Raw genomic sequence first — 20,863 nt, forward strand, 5'->3', positions numbered from 1 at the left:
CATCGCCATAAAACTTTAGTGAAACCTTTTATTATCTTCCTACGTAAACAATGGCATGAATAATAAACAACAAAGCGGCCGGAGCGCAAGGCGCAAAACCCGCAACTTAAGAAGGCATAGTGCCTAGTTGATTTTTCTCTTTATTTCTAAACTGGCACTGAGTGACCTGAGTGTGTCGGCCAAAATCACGAAAGCGAGACGCATCGTGACTATGTCCACCGGCAACCCTAACGTCCCTTCACCCACTCCAACGCTTGCGGATATCACCATCGCTGTTGATGCGCTGGCAGAAGCGGAGGAGTGGATGCCCGGCACGAAGGCGCAAACCATCGAGCGCAATAACCGCGAGAAGGCTTTGGACACCTTGTTGGTCAGATATCAGCGGTACGTAGAGTTTACGGCTGATGGCGATCCGGGCATCGTATTAAGCACCGGTATTGATATTCGCGACGCGAACTCACCGGTGGGTATTCTTGAGATTCCTTCTGATTTCAGCGCTATAAACACCCGCGTGAAAAAGCAGGTGAAGCTGAAGTGGAAGCCGGTCAAGAAAAGAATATCTTATGTGGTCGAGTATACAATTGACCCTATTGGCGACGGTCCTTTTTTTAATGTGGAGTGCACCAGAGCAGCCATTTCGCTGAACGGATTGAATAGCGATGTGAAGTATTACTTCCGCGTAGCAACCATCAGCACAGCAGGCTCAAGCGGCTTCACTGAATGGATGCCTTGCCGTCCTAATTAATCGGAACTTATTTTCTTAACAGAAGGCGCTCCCTCGGGGAAGCGCCTTTTTTATTTCAACTCCAGCCTCACCACATTTTCAATGTGCGTGGTATGCGGAAACATATCTACCGGTTGCACTCTGGTGACTTTGTATTTTTCAGAAAGCAACTGTAGGTCGCGCGCTTGCGTAGCGGGATTGCAACTGACATAAACAATGCGCGGCGCTTCTAGCCCAAGCAAAGTTTTAATTACATCATCATGCATCCCTGCGCGCGGAGGATCAGTAATCACTACATCCGGTTTTCCGTTTGCTTTGATAAAATCATCTTGCAACACCATGCGAACATCGCCGGCATAAAACGAGCAGTTGACTACCCCATTCATTTTTGCATTTTCTTTAGCATCTTCAATGGCTGCAGCTATTTGCTCAATACCGACTACCTTTTTGCAGGAACCGGAAACATAGATAGCTATGCTGCCTACGCCGGTATATAAATCATAGACCACATCACCCTCCTTCAAGCCAGCAAAGTCTTTCGTTATATCGTATAGTCGTTTTGCTTGTACTGAATTGGTTTGAAAAAAACTCTTGGGTCCTATCTTAAATTGGTAATCACCCAAACGCTCTGTGATATGGTCTTTCCCTTTATAGACGATGGTGTCCAGGTCATAGATGGTATCGTTTCGTTTTGAATTGATGACATATTGAAGAGAGGTGATTTCGGGAAACTCAGCCATCAGAAAATCAAGCAAGGCATAGATTTTCGTTTCGTCTTTTTCAAAGAAACTAATCAGCACCAACAGTTCGCCGGTGGTGGTTGTGCGGATAAGCAAATTTCGGAGTAAGCCGTTTTGTGCTTTCAAATTGAAGAACGTATATCCGTTTTGGACGGCAAACTCTTTCACTGCCAAGCGAATAGAATTGGAAGGGTCTGCTTGCAAATAGCACCGGTCTATATCAATGACCCCGGAAAAGCTATCGGGCACGTGAAACCCTAAGGCATTGCGATGTTCAAAAGTCGCGCCACTATTTATTTCTTCTTCGGTCAGCCAACGCCGGTCAGTGAAAGTGAATTCTAATTTATTGCGGTAGTAGAAATTATTCTCAGCACCTAACACATCGGGAATAGGAGGGAATTCAATCTTTCCAATTCTGGAAAAAGCATCTTCCACAATCTGTTTCTTGAATTGCAGTTGGGCGTTATAATCAATATGTTGCCATTTGCAGCCGCCGCAAACACCAAAGTGAGAGCATACAGGCTCCGTGCGTAGCGCTGAAGACTGTTTTAATTCTTTAATCACCGCCTCCGAATAGTTCTTCCGGCTCTTCCTGAGTTCGATATCTGCCACATCGCCAGGAACGGATAAGCCGGTGAAGATTACTTTACCATCTATCTTTGAAATGCCCTTTCCTTCGGCAGACATGCCCTGAATGGCGACATCCTGCCATATTTTCCTTTCCTGATTTTTTTTGCCCATTGCGCGCCGAAAATAACAGAAATGTAGGCGGTCAGGTCGAAATATTAGAAGAAAAGACACGTTTTGCTCACTGTTAAAAGATTTTAACTTCGCCCAGTTTTAATGGCAACTTTCAATATTTGCGACCATAATACTTAAACCGATTTTAAATGAAGAAATTCATCAGTTTTCTCGCTACGGCTGGAATCTTTGTCTTATTGCAGGCTCAAAATCAGGACAGCCGAACTCTATTTACGGTAGGCGGAGATCAAATCCCGGTAAGCGAGTTCCAATATGTTTATAATAAGAACAACATCAACAACCAGGCAGATTACAGCGAAAAATCCTTGCGTGATTATTTAAACCTCTACGAAAACTTCCGTTTGAAAGTAAAAGAAGCAGAAGCGCTGAAACTGGATACCATTGCGAGCCTGAATACAGAATTGGATGGCTATCGCAAACAGTTGGCTAAATCCTATCTGACGGATCGCGAGATTTCAGACAAACTGATTTCAGAAGCCTACGAGCGCTCAAAAACGGAACTTAACGCCAGCCACATTCTGATTCGCTGCGATGAAAATGCCAACCCCGCAGATACTCTGGCTGCCTATAAAAAGATAATGGCACTGAAAAAGCGGATTGATAAAGGGGAGTCGTTTGAGAAAGTTGCTAAAGAAGCATCCGAAGATCCATCTGCCAAAACGAATGATGGAAATATAGGCTGGTTCACCGTTTTTGGAACTATTTATCCTTTTGAGAATACGGTTTATGCAATGAAAAAAGGGGAGATCAGTCAGCCGGTGAGAACAGAGTTTGGCTACCACTTGGTGAAGTTAAACAACACTCGTCCGGCGCGAGGTCAAATTCGGGTAGCGCACATCCTCATACATTTCCCGGAAAACGCTACACAAAAACAAAAAGATTCGTTGCGCCTGAAAGCCGATTCTGTTTATCAATTAATTCAGTCTGGGAAGATTCCGTTTGAAGAAGCTGTTAGAACCTATTCTGATGACCGAGCCACTCGCGTTAAAGGAGGTGAATTACAATCCTTTGGATCCGGCACCTCGCTCCGCATGGTTCCCCAATTTGAGGATGCCGCATTTGAACTGAAAAAAGACGGAGATATTTCCAAGCCAATCATGACTCAATATGGATGGCATATCATTCGCCGTTTGGAAAAAACAGATTTGCCTTCTTTCGCAGACGCGAAGGCGGACATAAAAAAGAAAGTAGAGCGCGATTCTCGCTCTCAGGAGGCAAAGAACGTATTGATTGCCCGGATTAAAAAGGAAAATAACTACACCCCATTTGCCGACAACAAGGCTAAATTTATTGCAAAGGCGGACAGTACTGTGATGAATGGAAACTGGCGGGCTGATAGCGGTCTTCGAAATACTTCACCCATATTCTCGCTGGGTGGTAAAAACTATACTGTCAATGACTTTATTGATTTTATCGAGAAAAATTCGCACAAAAGAAGCGACAAAGGAAAGGAAGCGCTTTTGAACGAGTATTACGAAAACTTCGTCAATAATAAATGTCTGGAACACGAAGAAAGCCTTCTGGAAACCAAGAAGCCGGAATTCAAAAACCTGATGAAAGAATATAAAGATGGTATTCTGCTTTTTGAACTGATGGACAGAATGGTTTGGACAAAGGCTGTAAAAGATACGATGGGACTGGAAGAGTTCCGCAAAAAGAATGAGTCCAAATATATGTGGGGCAATCGGGTCGAAGCAGAAATCTACAATTGCAACAACAAAAAGCTATGCGATGAAGCTGCCAAAATGGCGCAGAAAAACAAAAGCCCGGAAGAAGTAAAATCCAAATTGAATAAAGCCGGTAGTCTGGCCCAAGTGTCGGCCATAGAAGGCAAATATGAAAAGGGTCAATATGATGTGGTGGACAGTCTCGATTGGAAAGAAGGCGTGTCGCCGGTGGTGACTTTGAACGACAGTAGTTTTCGTTTTGTCCGCATCAAAAAGATTCTTGGGCCGGAACCGAAAAGTTTGAAAGAAGCTAAGGGTTATGTGGTTTCTGATTATCAGGAATATTTAGAGAAAACATGGTTGGCAGACTTGCGTAGCAAATATCCTATCAAGGTGGATGAAACTGTGTTCCGTTCGCTCATCAAGAAATAATTGATTCTCCTGTAAGGGAGATGCTTTAAAAAAACCTTTTTTGTGAAGCATGCGCTTCTGATTTTTTCGCTTGTTGCGATGGCTTCGTGTTCTTTTTTCAACAAAAAAAAAGTGTTGGATAAGGATGTGATTGCCCGGGTGAATGAGGAATATTTATACGCCTCCGACATCCAACCCATCACCAAGGGACTAAAAGGGAAAGATAGTCTGGACGCATTGAAAACCTTTGCAGAAAGCTGGGCGCGCAAAAAAATGCTGCTCGAAAAAGCAAGAGAAAATATTTCGGACGACGATATAGATATCGTCAAAAAAGTACAGGATTATAAAGAGTCCCTGTTGCTATATGAATACGAAAAGGCCTACATCCGTCAGAAATTGGACACGGCTATCACGCGACCTGAATTAGAGGAATGGTATGAAAAACTGAAATCAAATTTTCCACTTGAAAACGATGTTTATCTCATTCTCTTTATCAAGTTCAAAAAAAATATCCCCGACTATGAGCAAGCTCGCAAATGGATTTTGAAACCTAAGAGCGAAGAAGATCTATTTCGCTTAGAAGGATATTGTAAAGAGTTTGCCAACGTATATGTCTTGGAAAAGGGAATGTGGTATGACAAAGAAACGCTACTCAAAAATTTCCCTTTGAATGAGTCCGATATCAATTCACTGATTGCGTCAAAAGATTTCAAAGAATTTAAAGCACCGGAAGGCAACTGGTTTATTCGTATTGTCAGCGTGCTTAAAAAAGAGGAGCCCTCACCGCTGGAATTGGTGCAAGCCCCTATCAGCCGGGTTATTATTGAGCAGCGAAGAATGAAACTGTTAGAACGGGTGTATGATAAAATCTATCAGGATGGTTTGGAATCTCAGTCAATTGAAATACTGTTGAAATGATAAATACTCGTCTCTCCTGCGAATGGACTAGCCTCCTTATATTCAAACTCCACCGGAGTAAAATATTCTTCTTTTTCGTGTCGCTACTGTGCTTATCTTCAGGCTTGTTTGCTCAAGTAGATACTCCTTCTGCCGCCTCGATAAAGAAAGCAGAATATTTACCAAGCCCTGTGGCTCGAGGTCGCTACATTATTGGTGGTGCAGCAGATTTGAGCAACACCTTTCAAAAGAACAATGGAAAGTTTAACCTGTCCTTGGCTCCCTCCTTCGGCATTTTTGTGTTTAAAGGGCTGGCAATTGGCGGACGCTATTCTTTTGCTATAGGCACTTTTAAAACCTTTGACGCGGTAAAGAACAAGAATGTTACCACCACTACATTTACATCTTTTGTAGGCCCTTTACTTAAATACTACTACGGAAAGAGTCAGTTAAAGGGGCTTATTGCCGCGCAGGGCGGGTATTCAGTTTATACGGCGCTCAAGGGAACAGACGTGAGCAACTACAATGGCTTTGCCTTTGGTGCTTCGGTGGGTATGGCTCATTTTTTCAATCCCCATCTGGCGCTCGAGACCAGTTTATATTTTAATACTACTGGCTACGAAAAGCAATTTCCAAGCACCCGGGTAGGCATTTCTTTAGGACTCTTTGCTTTTCTCAACACTAAAAAGCAAGAATAGGCGTTATTTGACACCGGTAAACGATCCATGATAAAATCAAATCTTCTTTTTCTGTTTTTCAGTCTCTTTAGTTTAGGCGCAGCCGCCCAGGCTTCTCAGGTGGACAAGGTGATTGCCGTAGTGGGAGATAATGTCATTCTCTATTCCGACATGGAAGCCCAGTTTCAGCAAATGGTGGCACAACATCCCGAAGAAAAAATTCCGGAGGAAGAGCGTTGCACCATCTTCGATAACTTGTTGCTGGACAAATTATTCTTGGCTCAGGCGAAATTAGATAGTATCACCGTATCTCCCGAAGAAGTGGCCGGTGAACTTGACCGACGTATTAAATACTTCATTTCCGTTTTTGGTTCTAGCGATAAACTGGAAGAATATTACGGCAAAAGTATTTTAGAACTGAAAGACGACTTCAAAGAAGACATTGAAAAGCAGTTGATATCTGACAAAATGAAAGGCAAGGCCTTTTCGGGCTTAAAAGTTTCGCCCGCCGAAGTCAAAGATTTTTTTGATCGTATTCCAAAAGACAGTATCCCCTATTTCAATTCCGAATTGGAACTGGGGCAGTTGGTCATGTTTCCCAAAGTGAGTGCAGAAGAGAAGCAGGCAGCAAGAAAAAAACTAGAAGACATTCGCAAGGATATTTTGAAAGGAGATGATTTTTCGGTCAAAGCCATTCAATATTCTGAAGATCCCGGCTCCTATCTGGAGGGCGGAAATCTCGGATTGATTGAGCGGGGGGAACTGGTGCCCGAATTTGAGGCGGTAGCCTTTCGGCTCAAGGAAGGCGAGGTGAGCCAAGTGGTCGAAACTCCCTTTGGTTTTCATTTGATTATGGTAGATGAGAAGCGCGGCAATAAACTCAAGCTGCGCCACATACTCATTAAACCCAAAATTAACCGCACCGATATGATTGCGCTCAAAGACCGCATGGACAGCATTCTTCAACAATTGAAAACAGACTCCGTGAGTTGGCGCGATGCGGTCAGCACTTTTTCAGACGATGAGCCGTCCAAAATCATCGGTGGACTGATGACTAATTCTAAAACCGGTACCACCTATTTTGAAAAGGCAGATATTGACGGCACCCTTATTTTTGAAATTGACCGGATGAAAGTGGGCGATTATTCCAACGTGCTGAATTATTCTTCCCCCGAGAAAACCGGAGAAACCAAACAGGGCTTCCGTATCATCTGGTTGAAAAGCGAAAGCGAGCCACATAAAGCGAGCCTCGAAACCGACTACTCAAAAATTCAAGCTGCAGCCAAATCGGAGCAGCAACAGAAATCTCTCGACAATTGGATTCGACTACATAGAGCGCGCAACTATATTCGCATTGATGACTCCATGAAGCATTGCGCGCAAACGGCTAAGTGGCTATCGGAGTAATTTAAACCTCTGTTTCTCCCCAAATCCATCGCTGCGCCTACCTTACAAAAATTGGGCTACAGCCTGCTCTTTAAACCAGGAGAGGAATATGTATTTACGGATGAAAACATAAAGCGGTTTGATGAGGAAAACAGCCTCCTGAAAAAAGAAATTGCCCTTACCGAAAGTGCCGAAGAGGTGAGAAAAAGAAGTTTGCAGACTAATTTTTTAAAAGAGGTGGTGCAGCGAAACAATTTACACAAGCCCTAACAGGTTTTATTATTTCTTCTCTTGCCATCACGCTAAAGCCTGCTTATAAAAAGCAGTCCAACTTGTTTTTATGGCTTTCTTTTCTTAGGACTGTTGCAGAGAGCGTTCACATCGTTAATCAATAGCTGTTCCGAGCGGATAAACCCTCCTTCCCCGTAAGGCACAAACACGAAATAATTTCCCGGCTTTGTTACAGCAATAGTTCGGGTTACACTGGAGTCGCTCCACTGATAGGAAGAATAGTCTTGAGTGGTTTTCAGGTATTTCACGCCGAGGGAGTCAAAACAGGTAATGGCGGGAGGATTGACCTTCCAGGGAAGCTTCGGGTAGTAGAAGGAGCGGTAAGAATCGAGATGGTCGGGTGAGTTCAGCTCAAAAAGTTTACGACCTCCCTTATCTACCACGACGAAGACCACTTCGCTGGCAGTCCCAACGCCCCCATAATTGACTAAGGTATAACCATGGTCCAAGCGTTGTACATTCCCTCGGGCATGACTGACTAAAGCCGTATCGTAGGTATAACTCCATTTCAGGGTGGCAATTTTCTTCACTTCATCCAATTCAAACTCCAGCGCTCTGGCTCCGTGCGATTTCTGATGCTGTCCCCCGTCAAACAAAGTGATGTTCCCGTTGCTGATTCTACGGATGTCATGCTGACCGTAAAAAGGAACCGGGCAATTCACAAAGGTGAACTGGTTGCGTTTGCCCCCCAGTCGCCACATAATGGAACCGTCTGACCTATTGATTTTGGTGATCTCGCTGTAATTCCTACATGACAATAAAATGTTTCCGTCCTGATCCGATTCAACTGCATTCACATGTTCCATATCCAGCATCCTCAACAGGATTCCGAACAAAAAAGTGTCTGCGTCTGTCATTCCAAAATGATCTTTGGCGCGCCAGTCAAAAACCACATTCTTCTTGGCATCTAACTCCTGAATCGCTGCCCGCCAGCCGAGAATCGTATCCACCTCTTCAAATTTTTTGCCTACTGAATCTTTCCTCAAATCCATGCTTACCGTATCCATTCCCAACAACAGGAAATGCCCGTTGGGCAGCCAACGCATGTCGTGCGGGTCTGTTTGATACAAGTTTTTGCATTGAACCGAATCAACGATTCTAAAAGTACTGTCCATAAACAGATAACTTCTCTGGTTAGAGTAGCTAATCCACCCATTGGCCTGTAATGCAAAATTATAAGGACTTGTTTTTTTCTGTATCAGCGGTTTATAATAAGCCACGCTACCGGTGTGATCGAGCACCAAAAAGAAGGTTGCACCGGAATAAGCGGCCGAAAGAAAATAATAACCTTTCAGTGCCGGATGGTAAACACTTGCCTTCAATGTAGGCAAGGATTGTGTAAACGATGTCATCGAGCACAGCCAAAAGCACAGCAGTGAAAAGGTTATTCTCATTTATTCTTTTGAAGAGGCGGCTTTTTTTCTATCGGACAAGGAACCGAAAGATCGGCCACTACCCATTTTTCTGAGTAGATAAAGCCGTTTTCGCCGCAGGGAACTAACACCTGATAGTTTCCTGGATGGGTCACCTCGACTACCGGAGAACTTATTGAATCATTCCAAAGATAAGAGTCATAAGGCTGTTGTGTTTTCAGGTATTTTATACCGAGCGAATCGAAGCAAACCATTTGCGGGCGGGGAAGAAGGAAGGGGAGCGAGTCATAATAATAGGTTCGGAAAGCACGCGATCCACTCACCCGAAACAGGGGACGGCATAATGAATCTACCATCACAAAAGCCAGATGCTCCGATTGGTTGGTGAAAAATCCGAAGTCTAGAAGCGTATTCGAATTTTTTAACCGCTGCACACTTCCTCCCAGTCCGCTCACGAGCGTAGAATCATAAATGCAGCGCCATACTTCGGTAGCAGTTTTCTTTTTCTCATCCAGATTTATTTCTACACCTCTTGTTCCCTTCTTGCTGAGTTCTAAGAAGGATATATTCCCGTTGGGCAGCACCCGGATATTGCGTTGCAGGTTGAACGACACCGGTGTGGGTTCTGCGCCGCTTTGCGGATCTATCCAGGTAAACTGGTTATGCTTTCCGCCCATCCTCCACATAATAGAGCCATTCCTTCGGTTTATTTTTGTGATTTCTTTAAAGAAACGAGACGATAGAAGGATATTGCCGTCTCTGTCAATGTCAAATGAGTTCAAATGAGTCCAGTTAATCAAAGGCGAAGCGAAAATATCGCGGGCCGTATCCACATCATCAAACAGGAAGTGGTCTTTGGCGCGCCAGTCAAACACTACCTGACGGCGTTGGTCGAATTCCTGAATTAAACCGGCGGAAACTTTTGCCGTGTCGGAACCCTGCCTCCCTCTTATGCGATACTTACTCAAATCCATGGTTACAGTTTCCCGTCCGAGGATCATTGTATTTCCGTTCGGCAGAATTTTTATCTCATGCCAGTCGGTTTCGCAATCCTTACAGGCTATGGAATCCACTACCGTAAAGGTGCTGTCCATCAACCGGAACTGACCATCATAAAAATACGTCATCAGTCCGTTCGGCTCAATTTTAAAATCGCTGTCGTTGCTATCAAGCGATTTCACATAAACGATCTCCCCCTTCTGGTCTAATATCAGCAGATGACCGGTATAAGACACTAAGAAAAAATAACCCCGCACGGCTGTCGAGTCATAGATAGAAGTATGGAAAGAAGGGAATTGGGCGAGGGAAGAAAATGAAAAGAATGAAGCGAAACCAAGAATGAAAAAAAATTTCATTTCGCTTCCTGCTTGGTCTTTTGCGGCACAACAATATCCGAAGGTGGGCTTCCGCAGGGCTTCCGGATATCGGGCACATAAAAATTTTCGGAGCGCAGATAGCCGCCCTTACTGTCAGCAACGAAAACAGAATAGGTTCCCGGCTCGGTCACCTTCCGGACGGCAGTGTTGCTTCCATCACTCCAGAGGTATGAGCCGTAACTTTTTTTGGTACGGAGATATTTCTTTCCCTCCGAATCGTAGCAACTAATCACCGGTCGCTGAAGTTGCCAAGGCAGCGAAGGATAATTAAAACTTCGGAAGGAGCGAAGCCCATGAACTTCCATTATTTTTTCCCCCTCCGGATTGACCACCACAAAGCCTAAATTTCCTTTGGAGTTATAGCAATAACCAATGACGGTATTTCCGTTAGCTAACCTTTGTACATTTCCCCTTCCGTTGCTGGTGATGGTGGAGTCATAAGTATAGCTCCACACCAGAGTGGCTGTTTTATTTTGTTCATCGAGTTCAAATTCCATAGCTCTGGCGCCATGAGACTGATAATTTTCCCCCCCTTCAAAGAAGGTGATATTTCCATTGCTCAATCGGCGGGCATCCCTCGGACCATAAAAGGGAACAGGGCAGTCAATAAATTGAAACTGGTTCGCTCTGCCGCCCAGTCGCCACAGCACAGAACCGTTGATGCCGCTCACTTTGATCACCTCATTCGTCCACTTGCATGCCAACAGGTAATTTCCCTCCGGGTCTTTTTCAATTGAACTGATCTGTGGCAACGATATGACCCGATTGGAATCCAGATAAAAATCATCCACTTCCTTCATGGATAAATGGTCTTTGGCATGCCATTCAAACAATACTTTTTTTTGCGCATCCAATTCCTGGAATACGCTGCACCTCACCCGCAACTCCACCCGGTTTGTTTTCTTCTGCACTTGCGGAAGACCCTCGCTGCTCATCAATGCCCATTCATCTCCCAACACTAAGGCATGGCCGCCCGGCAACAATTGCGCATCGCGGGTGTCGTTTTTAAAACCATTCTGGCATACCATCGTATCCCGGATGGTGAAACTGCTGTCCATCACATAACACTGCTTCAAATCTACATAGCTCATTAAGCCGTTTTTTTGTAGGGTGAAATTGAAGCCGGCTCTAACCGGTTTATAATAAATCGCATCGCCATAGCGACCGAGGATTAACAGATTGGTACCGTCTGTCAGGAAATAATAACCCGTGGTTTGGGCGCTATCATAAATAGTTACCGAATATTCCGGCACCTGACATATACCCGACCTTGAAATCAGGAGAAGAAAAAGTAAAGGAATGTATTTCATTTTTAAAAGCAGCGAATTTTTTTTGGGCTAAAGATAAAATCTTTCTGTGGCTTGCATTTCTTTTTATCCTGATAAAACCGGGCGAATTTCCATTGAAATAAAAAACCTACAGAAGTCTCCAAGACTTTTGTAGGTTTTTACCCATTTAATCACCTGAACAAACGAGTTTTGGTGCTGAACCAACATATTTCAGACCGGAACATGTATGGTCGGGTGCAGAACTAAGGTGTTTCAGTCCGGAACGTATGCGTTTTGGTGCAGAACTAAGGTGTTTCAGTCCGGAACGTATGTGTTTTGGTGCAGAACCAAGGTGTTTCAGTCCGGAACGTATGTGTTTTGGTGCAGAACTAAGGTGTTTCGGTCCGGAACGTATGTGTTTTGGTGCAGAACTAAGGTGTTTCGGTCCGGAACATGCATGTTTTGGTGCAGAACCAACATGTTCTGGTGCCGAACCAATAGGTTTTGGTCGGGCGATGATAAACTACAAAAGTCTTTTAGCCTTTTGTAGTATAGAACCCCATAATCCATCCGTCCTCCCCCGTCCCGCTGATATTGGCGGTCCACCCCCTCCAGAGTGGGACAAACAGCCGTCCAACACCATTATATGGAGTACTTGTAAAGAGAATGACTGCACTTGTCCCCCTCTGGAGGGGGTGTAGGGGGAGGATTTTCTGTAAACCACAGAAGTCAAGACCAAAATGCAAAAGACGAAGTCAAAAACAGAAGTCTCCAAGACTTTTGTAGTTTAGAACCTCACCATCCATCCTCCCCCGTCCCGCTGATATTGGCGGTCCACCCCCTCCAGAGTGGGACAAACAGCCGTCCCACACAATTATATGGAGTACTTATAAAGAAAATGACTGCACCTGTCCCCCTCTGGAGGGGTGTAGGGGGAGGATTTTCTGTAAACCACAGAAGTCAAGACCAAAATGCAAAAGACGAAGTCAAAAACAGAAGTCTCCAAGACTTTTGTAGTTTAGAACCTCACAATCCATCCTCCCCCGTCCCGCTGATATTGGCGGTCCACCCCCTCCAGAGTGGGACAAACAGCCGTCCCACACAATTATATGGGGTATTTATAAAGAAAATGACTGCACTTGTCCCCCTCTGGAGGGGGTGTAGGGGGAGGATTTTCTAAACCACAGAAGTCTCTAAGGCTTTTATGGGTTAGGGCAATGATAGAAAACTCCTTTTGCATCCATCCTCCCCCGTCCCGCTGATATTGGCGGTCCACCCCCTCCAGAGTGGGACAAACAGCCGTCCCACACAATTATATGGAGTACTTATAAAGAAAATGACTGCACCTGTCCCCCTCTGGAGGGGGTGTAGGGGGAGGATTTTCTGTAAACCACAGAAGTCAAGACCAAAATGCAAAAGACGAAGTCAAAAACAGAAGTCTCCAAGACTTTTGTAGTTTAGAACCTCACAATCCATCCTCCCCCGTCCCGCTGATATTAGGTCCACCCTCCAGAGGGGGGACAAACAGCCGTCCAATACAATTATATGGAGTACTTGTAAAGAGAATGACTGCACTTGTCCCCCTCTGGAGGGGGTGTAGGGGGAGGATTTTCTGTAAACCACAGAAGTCTCTAAGAATTTTATGGGTTAGAACAATGATAGAAAGCTCCTTTTGCATCCATCCTCCCCCGTCCCGCTGATATTGGCGGTCCACCCCCTCCAGAGTGGGACAAACAGCCGTCCAACACCATTATATGGAGTACTTGTAAAGAGAATGACTGCACTTGTCCCCCTCTGGAGGGGGTGTAGGGGAGGATTTTCTGTAAACCACAGAAGTCAAGACCAAAATGCAAAAGACGAAGTCAAAAACAGAAGTCTCCAAGACTTTTGTAGTTTAGAACCTCACAATCCATCCTCCCCCGTCCCGCTGATATTGGCGGTCCACCCCCTCCAGAGGGGGACAAACAGCCGTCCAATACAATTATATGGAGTACTTATAAAGAAAATGACTGCACCTGTCCCCCTCTGGAGGGGGTGTAGGGGGAGGATTTTCTAAACCACAGAAGTCTCTAAGGCTTTTATGGGTTAGGGCAATGATAGAAAACTCCTTTTGCATCCATCCTCCCCCGTCCCGCTGATATTGGCGGTCCACCCCCTCCAGAGGCTACCGTGTGGACACAAGTATTTAGGATGGATATTTTTATTGATAGACTCGTTATTATGGCGAAAAATCCTAAAAACCGAATACAATTTAACGCAAAGAACACAAAGGCTAACGCAAAGAGCGCAAAGAATCCAGTCGTTGACTATACCTTTTGCGCTCTTTGTGCGGCTGTTCACTTTGCGTTCTTTGCGTTAAACTGTATTTTTTTATCCGATGATCGTTAAAAGTGCAAACAATAGAATGGTTTTGTAACATGTTGCCATTTAAAGTTGTGTCCACACGGTAGCTCCAGAGTGGGACAAACAGCCGTCCAACACAGTAGGGTTAGAACTTTTGTAGTCTATTATAATCAAAACCTGTCTATATTATTGTTCAAAAAGCTGAAGAGCTATTTGATTGATATGGCACAATGCAACTAGATAATGGCACTATAATAAAGTAAATAATATGACACTATTTATGTGAAAGGCTATAATTTAGACAAGGCTTGCAGTTTATTATTTGATGAATTCTTATGGTGCCGATAGAGCTACAGAGCGGACAGTGTTCCTATCCAAAAGCCAATAATAATCTTGGATACAGCCGTTCTTGACTATCTATTGTTTTTCCACGTAGCGGCAGGTCTGAAAGGCTGGAAATCAGGCTGCTAAATATTTTTGGCATCATTCTTGCTAAGTATAGATTTAGTTCTAAGATGGACTTGATTTTTTTACTTTTAAATTTGTTCAATTGAAACCATTGATTACTTTAGCAGACAGAAACACAAAAAGAAAAGAAACTTTTGAACAGAGGTTTCGTATTAAACTTGACAGAAAAGATTTTAAGTAGTATCTTAAAGAAGATAAGCAACATAAAGATTTTATTTCACCATTAAACAAGCATTATGACAAACAGATTTACAAACAGTTTACCCACAAGAAGAGAAAATGGAAAAGCAGGAGCAATCGCTCTTTCAAAGGCAACAAAGTTTCTTGCCTCGCTTGGTAGGTGGCGTTTCTTAATAGTTCCGGCCATCGTGTTCTCGCTGCTGCTGATTGATTCGAGCGTATCGGCACAAACAGTCATCCAAATAGGAACGGGTACGGGTGTTCCCAATGTGGGAACCAATCCTGCTTCCACCTTTGAATGTGTTTCGCCTTACGGGGTAACGAACGCCAAGAGCGGTAAGCGGACGCAGATGATTTATACGCCTGCTATGATTAACGCAGCCATGGCTGCTGCGAGTATTAGCCTCATCCGGCATTTATAAGTAACTATGCTTTTAATATAACCAGTGCCGTAGGGTCACATACGGTTACCTCCTATACGGTGAGTATGGCAAATATAGCACAAGACCAGCTTACTACCACCGGCGGCCTTTATACTGGGCCATCTACTTTGGTTTATTCCGTAGGCTCATATAATATGGATAATTCTACGGGATGGATTACATCGCCCACTTTCGGCTCTCCATTTCTTTGGGATGGTAGCAGCAATCTTCTCGTGGAAGTTTGTTATAGTTATAGCAAACCAGTCATTATTGGTACTTATGGAGGCGCTCAGTACACGCCCGACGCGGGCGTGGGTGCGCCCAATCACATGGCCACATTATTGGCGTACGGTCCTTGTGCAAACCCCTCAGGCACTGTTACTACTTTCTACACCAGTCGCCTCACGAATATTCGATTGACAGTTACATCTGCCAACGTCTGCGCCGGTAACCCGGCAATAGGAAACGTATCAAGTGGACTCCAATGCCCAAATAGCAGTACCGATATTGATGTTTCGGGTTTGGGGTGGACAGGGATATACTTATCAATGGTTGCAGTCTAATGCCCCAAGCGGGACTTACGTAAACGCTGCAGGAATTTCAACCAACGAAACTTATAGCACCCCAACTACTTTGCCTTATACTCCTACTTATTATAAAGTAGATGTTACTTGTTCTAATGGAGGAGGGATTACGCGTTCCACTCGGGAAGCGTTGATTTGGACGAGTTTGTGAACTGTTATTGTATGACCTCTTTTAGTTCGGCGAGCGCCGCAACCGATATAATGACCAATGTGACACTAGAAGGAAGTGGAGCAACTCCCGCTATCACCTACCCCATTGAATAATACTTCCGGAATAGAGACAAATCACTATGGTCTATATGGGTCAATCGCCACCCCCTATGGTAATGTATCGCAGGGGTCTAATTATTATTTAAAAGTAACTAAAGGAACAGACGTGGGTAGTCGGGCTAATGCTTGGTTTGATTGGAACCGGGATGGAGTTTTCGGCACCACGGCATATCCCGCTGTTGGTTGGGAATATCTGGGAGCCACCACTGCCGGGAATGGTGCTTATGCTTATCCGGTCTTTACCGTTCCTGCCCAGCCGTTACAGGGCCTACCGTTATGCGGGTGGTAGAAGGGAGAAATCTGGCGACAAACAACGCTTGTATTAGTACTACAACAGGGGAAACTGAAGATTATGTGATATTCGTAACCGGTGGCGCGTGTAGAGCCAAGTATTCAAGCCAGCGGAAATAGCATGGGAACGATTAATGCAACGGATGCGACCATTAACTGGAGTGGAAACGGTAATGGTAACGGCGGTGTATTTGTGTTGTTGAAGCAAGGATCGTCTGCTCCATATGAGCCTTCGCAGGCTGTCAGCTATGCAGCCAATGCGAATTTTGGTTCCGGCGACTTCACTTTAGCAGGCTCTTATGTGGTTTATAAAGGGTCCGGAAGTTCTGTTACTGTTACGGGTCTTTCCATTGGCACCGAATATACTTATAGTATTTACGCCTATAATTCAACAACTGATTGCTATAAATTGGTGTCACCAATCGGGGCATCGTTTACTACCTTGAACGTACCTATGGTTGTTCTTTCGAGCACTACGACGCAGTTGGTAACTGCCAATGTCACCCAGAACTCGCCAAATAATCAGATTATTGGCTTACAAGTGGTAGCATCAGGCGGCACAAACCCTGCTCTGGACTTTACCTCTATTACTTTTAATACATCAGGATCTACCTCTCCGGGTAGTGATATTGTATCAGCAAAAATATACTACACCGGAAATAGTTCTACGTTTACAACAACTACTCAGTTTGGTAGCACAGTTGTTGGGCCTAATGGGTCTCATGTAGTCAATGACTTGATTACCCTGCTACCGGGGACTAATTATTTCTGGGTGGCCTATGATATAGCGCCGGCGGCAACAATAGGTAACTTTGTGGATGCATACACCTCCTTTACGGCAGGCTCTCCACTGACCCCTTCTGTTACTAATCCGGCTGGATCTCGTGAGATTGGGCTAATCGTTTATTGTATCCCCGCTCCCGGAGGATCAGCCTGTGATATATTTAGTAATGCTGATGTTGTTACTGTCTCACTGTCTATCAACGGTACTGGCTCCACATTTAATTTTACAGGCGATACCTGTTTGGGAGGTGCTCCAAATAATTATCAAATAAATTCTTACACTGGTAATTTGGTGATTGGCATACCTATAACATCACGCATGTGAAAGACGGAGGCACTTTTTGGCTGTCGCCGTATTGTTTGGATAGATCTGAATAACGATGGTGACTTTACGGATACTTATCTTGGCCAGAGGAAAAAGTCATGGATGTAACCTCAACCAACGTGAGTGAAACGGGATCCAATTTTGTGATTCCTGTCGGTATCGTTGCTGGCATTCACCGCATGAGAGTTTGGTCTGGTTATACCGGATCATTTGTTCCTTCTGACATTAATACGGTAACCACCGGTTGTGAGTCGCTTAATTCTGGAACAAATATTGGTGATGTTCGCGATTTTAATGTAGATCTTATTTGCCCTACACCGACGATTAGCGGCTTAGCGACCAATAAGGTATGCGCTTCGGCGAGTGTACAAAGCATTAATCTTTCTTATACCGGGGTAACCAATACACCCAATCAATACAGCATTACATGGAATCCGGCGGCTATTACCGCAGGATTAGTCAATGTAGGATTTACGGCATTGCCAGCCAGTCCGATTTCGGTTTCAATTCCTGCGGCATTGGCAGCCAATACTTATTCGGGTACTTTGGTGGTTAAAAATGCTTGCGGAACTGTCAGTGTCGGCGACCCGATAAGCATCACGATCAACCCAATACCCAATGCCCCTACCAGTGCAGGCGATGTGGGCATCTGTGCAGACATACCTTCCGGAGTGCTGACTGCTACCAGTGCCGGCAATGTGGTAGATTGGTTTAATAACCCTACCGGAGGCAGTTCTATTAATACCGGAACTACTTTGACCACAGGTACTGCGGGTACTTATTATACCCAGGCTACTACTTTGGCCACAGGATGTGTGAACTTGACAAGAACACCTATTACTTTGACCATTAATCCACTTCCGGTTGATACCTTTAACGTGACCGGAGGAGCTTGTACGCCAGCCGTCATGGGCTTGGACGGCTCTGAAGTGGGGGTTAATTATCAGTTGATTCGTACGGATACATTCAATGTGGTATCCAATGTGGGTTCTATATATGCCGGCACAGGAAGTGCTCTTTATATGGGCTATCAGAATGTGGCAGGTACTTATCAAGTAGTAGCAACCAGTGTGGTTGGAGGATGTACTAGGATGATGAAGGGTGTGTCCACCGTTGGGCTTTGTATTAGTGAGTGGGGAGGATTTACAAGCGATGATTGGTTTACTAATACCAACTGGCTTCCACCTGCTGTACCTAATATCTGTGGTGCCACTATTGTAATCTATGCTAACAGAGCTCCTTTCCCGGTCATTAGAACCGGACCAAACACATCCGATGTACAAGTGGGTAAATATGTATATTGAAGGTGGTGCTACTGTTACAGTGAATAGTGGTCGCACCCTGTCTGTGTGCGGAGATTGGAACACTTTTAATGCTTATACTACCGATACCGTTTCTGAAGTGAAGGGAGCAGGAAAAGTAATTATGAATGGTGGATTTACTCAAGGATTTACAGGAATATCCAGATTTAAGTTGCTTGAACTGGACAATATCTTGGGTGCTGCTATTGGTGCCAACGCTGTCGCATCAGTTGAAACAGGTCTGCATCTTATTTTGGGCGATCTAAACACTACAGCAGGCACCTTGCATTTGCTGTCTAAATCTGCCACACATAGTGCCTACTTAGACAACTTTACCCCGGGTTTTGCCGGTACTTTGACAGGCAATATCTATATGGATCGCTTTATGCCGATACGTGGATTCAACCAACACTATATGAGTTCGCCGGTGAGTGCTCCTACCTTAAAACAATTAGGCGCGAGCGGCCCGGATGGAATATTTGTTAAGCCGATGCTTACTGCGATGAAACAAAGAGTGCTTACCATTCTCCTTATGGAACGGTGTTCTCTTATGATGATACGTACATGGGTGCAGGACAGTGCAAATTGGGCAACTGGCAAATCAAAAGTCAGGGCACGATGGACAACGGTCGCGGCTATTCATCCTACCAACAGGGAGATACAGTTAGAAGCCTAATCGGCGTTCCGAATACAGGCAATTTGGCTGTAAGCGGCTTAAACAACAAAGGCACTGTTCCAGTACCTACGCTTCAATCCATCATGAACCCTATTGAGTCGGGATGGAATCTGGTGGGCAACCCTTATCCTTCGGCTATTGATTTAACAACGCCTCGTGCCGGGTTCTCTAATCAGGTGCAGGTATGGATGACTTCAGGTATTTACTCCGGAAGCTGGCAGCAGTACCGGATAGGTATTGATCCACATATCTATATAGCTCCTTTCCAAGCCTTTATGGTTTTGAAGACTTCTGCAGGTAATAACGGCAGCTTTGATTTCTTCCAATCAGAGCGGGTTAGAACAAATGCAGGTATTCAGTTCTTCCGCACAAGTATCGAGAACAGCTTGGTACTGGAAGTTGATTACAATGGTGTGAAGGATATTACAACGGTAGAGTTTAATCCAGAGGCAACGGATGGTTTTGATGCTAAATTTGATGCGAGCAAACCAGGTGGACAGGCGGGCAGACCAACCTTGTTCACACACATGAATGCCAATCGTGGATATGCGATCAATTCTCTTCCATCTCTTCATCAGGCTACTACAGTGCCTATGGGCTTGAGACCGGAAGCAAATGGTACGATGAAGATTGCTGCCTTGGGTATTCAGTCCTTTGATCCGACTTCTTACATCTTCTCTTAGAAGACAAGCAAACCGGTGTATGGCACAATATGAGAGACGGCGACTATACTTTCGCTACCAAGACTACCGATAATCAAGATCGCTTTGTGCTACACTTCACTCCTCCTGCTCAAATCTTGACCAGCGATGCGACTTGTAGCGGCAGCGGCATGATTCAAATCGAGCAGCCGGGAAGTTCCAACTGGAACTACAGTCTGTCTGATGTGAATGGTACAGTAGTTTCCGCCGGAACGCTGAACGCTTCTTCACCGGTCAACATGGCCGCCAATGCAGGTGTCTATTCACTGACCTTGCGGGATAACAACGGTTACACAGTGATGAAGAATATACAGGTGAGCGGAGAACAATCTATAGTAGCAGATTTCACCGCCAGCAGTAATCTGGCTAAGACACAAGAGGATATCTCTTTCACTTCTCACAATGCAGACGCGGTGACGGTAGAATGGAACTTTGGTGATGGAAATACTGCCAGCACTATAGGTGCAACTCACCGGTTTAGCGCCGAGGGCGTTTATACTGTTTCTCTGACCGTGATTAACGAAGCGGGTTGTAAATCGGTCACCACACAAACGGTGACGATTACTTCGAGAGAAGCTACGGGCTTAACTACTATTCAAAGCAACAAACTTCCTATCTGGAGTGCCGACAACCGAGTGTTTATAGACTTCGGTGGTCAAACGAAAGTAGAAGCAGAGATTGAACTTTACAACATCATCGGTCAACTGATCAGCAGTGAGAAGTTTGGCCGCTCTACTATCTATTCTAAGGAGATTCCGAATCTGGAAGCTGCTTATATGATTGTGAAAGTGAAGAATGACGGTGTCACTACTACCAAGAGAGTGTTTATCGGGAATGTGAAATAAGTTTCACTATCCAAATATCAAAGCGCCTTGTCAGTTTTCTGATAAGGCGCTTTTTATTTTCAGACTACAGACTACAAAAGTCTCTAAGACTTTTGTAGTTTA

The 20,863-nt window shown here is 44.6% G+C and carries 19 protein-coding genes; 15 read left to right on the forward strand and 4 right to left on the reverse strand.

Annotated elements, in window-relative coordinates; all coding sequences use genetic code 11:
* Positions 1-127 precede the first annotated feature (127 nt).
* Complete coding sequence (locus IPP77_05100; protein ID MBL0309062.1) at positions 128-745, forward strand: fibronectin type III domain-containing protein; 618 nt, start codon at positions 128-130, stop codon at positions 743-745.
* 50 nt (positions 746-795) lie between these two features.
* On the opposite strand, the gene rlmD is transcribed toward IPP77_05100, so the two are convergent.
* Complete coding sequence (gene rlmD / locus IPP77_05105) at positions 796-2,205, reverse strand: 23S rRNA (uracil(1939)-C(5))-methyltransferase RlmD (protein ID MBL0309063.1); 1,410 nt, start codon at positions 2,203-2,205, stop codon at positions 796-798.
* Between the two features lie 149 nt (positions 2,206-2,354).
* On the opposite strand from rlmD, the gene IPP77_05110 reads away from it, so the two are divergent.
* From IPP77_05110 to IPP77_05130, 5 genes are read left to right on the forward strand one after another with little or no spacing between them, the layout of a single operon-like run.
* Positions 2,355-4,325 carry a peptidylprolyl isomerase gene (locus IPP77_05110; GenBank protein MBL0309064.1) on the forward strand — a complete coding sequence of 657 codons (1,971 nt, stop codon included), beginning with the start codon at positions 2,355-2,357 and terminating at the stop codon, positions 4,323-4,325.
* A 42-nt stretch (positions 4,326-4,367) separates the two neighbouring features.
* Positions 4,368-5,222: a hypothetical protein gene (locus IPP77_05115; protein MBL0309065.1), complete on the forward strand. Its 855-nt coding sequence runs from the start codon at positions 4,368-4,370 to the stop codon at positions 5,220-5,222.
* On the forward strand, positions 5,219-5,899 hold the full coding sequence (locus IPP77_05120) for a hypothetical protein (protein MBL0309066.1): 681 nt from the start codon (positions 5,219-5,221) through the stop codon (positions 5,897-5,899). Before IPP77_05115 ends, IPP77_05120 begins: the two co-directional genes overlap by 4 nt.
* 27 nt (positions 5,900-5,926) lie before the next feature.
* Positions 5,927-7,285: a peptidylprolyl isomerase gene (locus IPP77_05125; protein ID MBL0309067.1), complete on the forward strand. Its 1,359-nt coding sequence runs from the start codon at positions 5,927-5,929 to the stop codon at positions 7,283-7,285.
* A gap of 51 nt (positions 7,286-7,336) precedes the next feature.
* Positions 7,337-7,534 carry a hypothetical protein gene (locus IPP77_05130; protein ID MBL0309068.1) on the forward strand — a complete coding sequence of 66 codons (198 nt, stop codon included), beginning with the start codon at positions 7,337-7,339 and terminating at the stop codon, positions 7,532-7,534.
* A 68-nt stretch (positions 7,535-7,602) separates the two neighbouring features.
* Here the strand turns inward: IPP77_05130 and IPP77_05135 are convergent, their stop codons facing one another.
* Genes IPP77_05135 through IPP77_05145 form a run of 3 tightly spaced genes read right to left on the reverse strand, consistent with a single transcriptional unit; the run spans position 7,603 to position 11,614 of the window.
* Positions 7,603-8,949 (reverse strand): aryl-sulfate sulfotransferase, encoded by a 1,347-nt coding sequence (locus IPP77_05135; protein ID MBL0309069.1) that lies wholly within the window; start codon positions 8,947-8,949, stop codon positions 7,603-7,605.
* Positions 8,946-10,283 (reverse strand): aryl-sulfate sulfotransferase, encoded by a 1,338-nt coding sequence (locus IPP77_05140; protein ID MBL0309070.1) that lies wholly within the window; start codon positions 10,281-10,283, stop codon positions 8,946-8,948. Before IPP77_05140 ends, IPP77_05135 begins: the two co-directional genes overlap by 4 nt.
* Complete coding sequence (locus tag IPP77_05145) at positions 10,280-11,614, reverse strand: hypothetical protein (protein MBL0309071.1); 1,335 nt, start codon at positions 11,612-11,614, stop codon at positions 10,280-10,282. Before IPP77_05145 ends, IPP77_05140 begins: the two co-directional genes overlap by 4 nt.
* A gap of 3,005 nt (positions 11,615-14,619) precedes the next feature.
* On the opposite strand from IPP77_05145, the gene IPP77_05150 reads away from it, so the two are divergent.
* The 9 genes from IPP77_05150 to IPP77_05190 all read left to right on the forward strand — a co-directional run bounded on the left by IPP77_05150 (position 14,620) and on the right by IPP77_05190 (position 20,761).
* Entirely contained in the window at positions 14,620-14,985 is a 366-nt protein-coding gene (locus IPP77_05150; GenBank protein MBL0309072.1) for a hypothetical protein, read from the forward strand.
* A 65-nt stretch (positions 14,986-15,050) separates the two neighbouring features.
* The gene (locus IPP77_05155) at positions 15,051-15,548 is read left to right on the forward strand and encodes a hypothetical protein (GenBank protein ID MBL0309073.1); all 498 of its coding nucleotides are present in this window, start codon (positions 15,051-15,053) and stop codon (positions 15,546-15,548) included.
* Entirely contained in the window at positions 15,538-15,720 is a 183-nt protein-coding gene (locus IPP77_05160; protein MBL0309074.1) for a hypothetical protein, read from the forward strand. Before IPP77_05155 ends, IPP77_05160 begins: the two co-directional genes overlap by 11 nt.
* A gap of 75 nt (positions 15,721-15,795) precedes the next feature.
* The gene (locus IPP77_05165; GenBank protein MBL0309075.1) at positions 15,796-16,128 is read left to right on the forward strand and encodes a hypothetical protein; all 333 of its coding nucleotides are present in this window, start codon (positions 15,796-15,798) and stop codon (positions 16,126-16,128) included.
* Between the two features lie 81 nt (positions 16,129-16,209).
* The gene (locus tag IPP77_05170) at positions 16,210-17,238 is read left to right on the forward strand and encodes a hypothetical protein (protein ID MBL0309076.1); all 1,029 of its coding nucleotides are present in this window, start codon (positions 16,210-16,212) and stop codon (positions 17,236-17,238) included.
* A 98-nt stretch (positions 17,239-17,336) separates the two neighbouring features.
* A complete protein-coding gene (locus IPP77_05175; GenBank protein ID MBL0309077.1) occupies positions 17,337-18,542 on the forward strand; it encodes a hypothetical protein in 1,206 nt (401 codons plus the stop codon).
* Positions 18,514-19,215, forward strand: coding sequence for a hypothetical protein (locus tag IPP77_05180; protein MBL0309078.1), 702 nt, complete (start codon positions 18,514-18,516; stop codon positions 19,213-19,215). The genes IPP77_05175 and IPP77_05180 overlap by 29 nt, the downstream gene beginning before the upstream one ends.
* On the forward strand, positions 19,158-19,898 hold the full coding sequence (locus IPP77_05185) for a hypothetical protein (GenBank protein MBL0309079.1): 741 nt from the start codon (positions 19,158-19,160) through the stop codon (positions 19,896-19,898). The genes IPP77_05180 and IPP77_05185 overlap by 58 nt, the downstream gene beginning before the upstream one ends.
* A gap of 29 nt (positions 19,899-19,927) precedes the next feature.
* On the forward strand, positions 19,928-20,761 hold the full coding sequence (locus IPP77_05190) for a PKD domain-containing protein (GenBank protein ID MBL0309080.1): 834 nt from the start codon (positions 19,928-19,930) through the stop codon (positions 20,759-20,761).
* Positions 20,762-20,863 lie beyond the last annotated feature (102 nt).

The organism is Bacteroidota bacterium (genome assembly GCA_016722375.1).
Lineage (GTDB): Bacteria > Bacteroidota > Bacteroidia > Chitinophagales > LD1 > Bog-950.

What these genes read in the sequence shown, in the direction of transcription:
- IPP77_05125 (MBL0309067.1), top strand. Translation starts at nt 5,927, where the DNA reads ATGATAAAATCAAATCTTCTTTTTCTGTTTTTCAGTCTCTTTAGTTTA.
- IPP77_05110 (MBL0309064.1), top strand. Translation starts at nt 2,355, where the DNA reads ATGAAGAAATTCATCAGTTTTCTCGCTACGGCTGGAATCTTTGTCTTA.
- IPP77_05140 (MBL0309070.1), bottom strand. Translation starts at nt 10,283, where the DNA reads ATGAAATTTTTTTTCATTCTTGGTTTCGCTTCATTCTTTTCATTTTCT.
- IPP77_05150 (MBL0309072.1), top strand. Translation starts at nt 14,620, where the DNA reads ATGACAAACAGATTTACAAACAGTTTACCCACAAGAAGAGAAAATGGA.
- IPP77_05175 (MBL0309077.1), top strand. Translation starts at nt 17,337, where the DNA reads ATGGATGTAACCTCAACCAACGTGAGTGAAACGGGATCCAATTTTGTG.
- IPP77_05185 (MBL0309079.1), top strand. Translation starts at nt 19,158, where the DNA reads ATGGACAACGGTCGCGGCTATTCATCCTACCAACAGGGAGATACAGTT.
- IPP77_05180 (MBL0309078.1), top strand. Translation starts at nt 18,514, where the DNA reads ATGTACAAGTGGGTAAATATGTATATTGAAGGTGGTGCTACTGTTACA.
- IPP77_05145 (MBL0309071.1), bottom strand. Translation starts at nt 11,614, where the DNA reads ATGAAATACATTCCTTTACTTTTTCTTCTCCTGATTTCAAGGTCGGGT.
- IPP77_05190 (MBL0309080.1), top strand. Translation starts at nt 19,928, where the DNA reads ATGAGAGACGGCGACTATACTTTCGCTACCAAGACTACCGATAATCAA.
- rlmD (MBL0309063.1), bottom strand. Translation starts at nt 2,205, where the DNA reads ATGGGCAAAAAAAATCAGGAAAGGAAAATATGGCAGGATGTCGCCATT.
- IPP77_05155 (MBL0309073.1), top strand. Translation starts at nt 15,051, where the DNA reads ATGGCAAATATAGCACAAGACCAGCTTACTACCACCGGCGGCCTTTAT.
- IPP77_05120 (MBL0309066.1), top strand. Translation starts at nt 5,219, where the DNA reads ATGATAAATACTCGTCTCTCCTGCGAATGGACTAGCCTCCTTATATTC.
- IPP77_05135 (MBL0309069.1), bottom strand. Translation starts at nt 8,949, where the DNA reads ATGAGAATAACCTTTTCACTGCTGTGCTTTTGGCTGTGCTCGATGACA.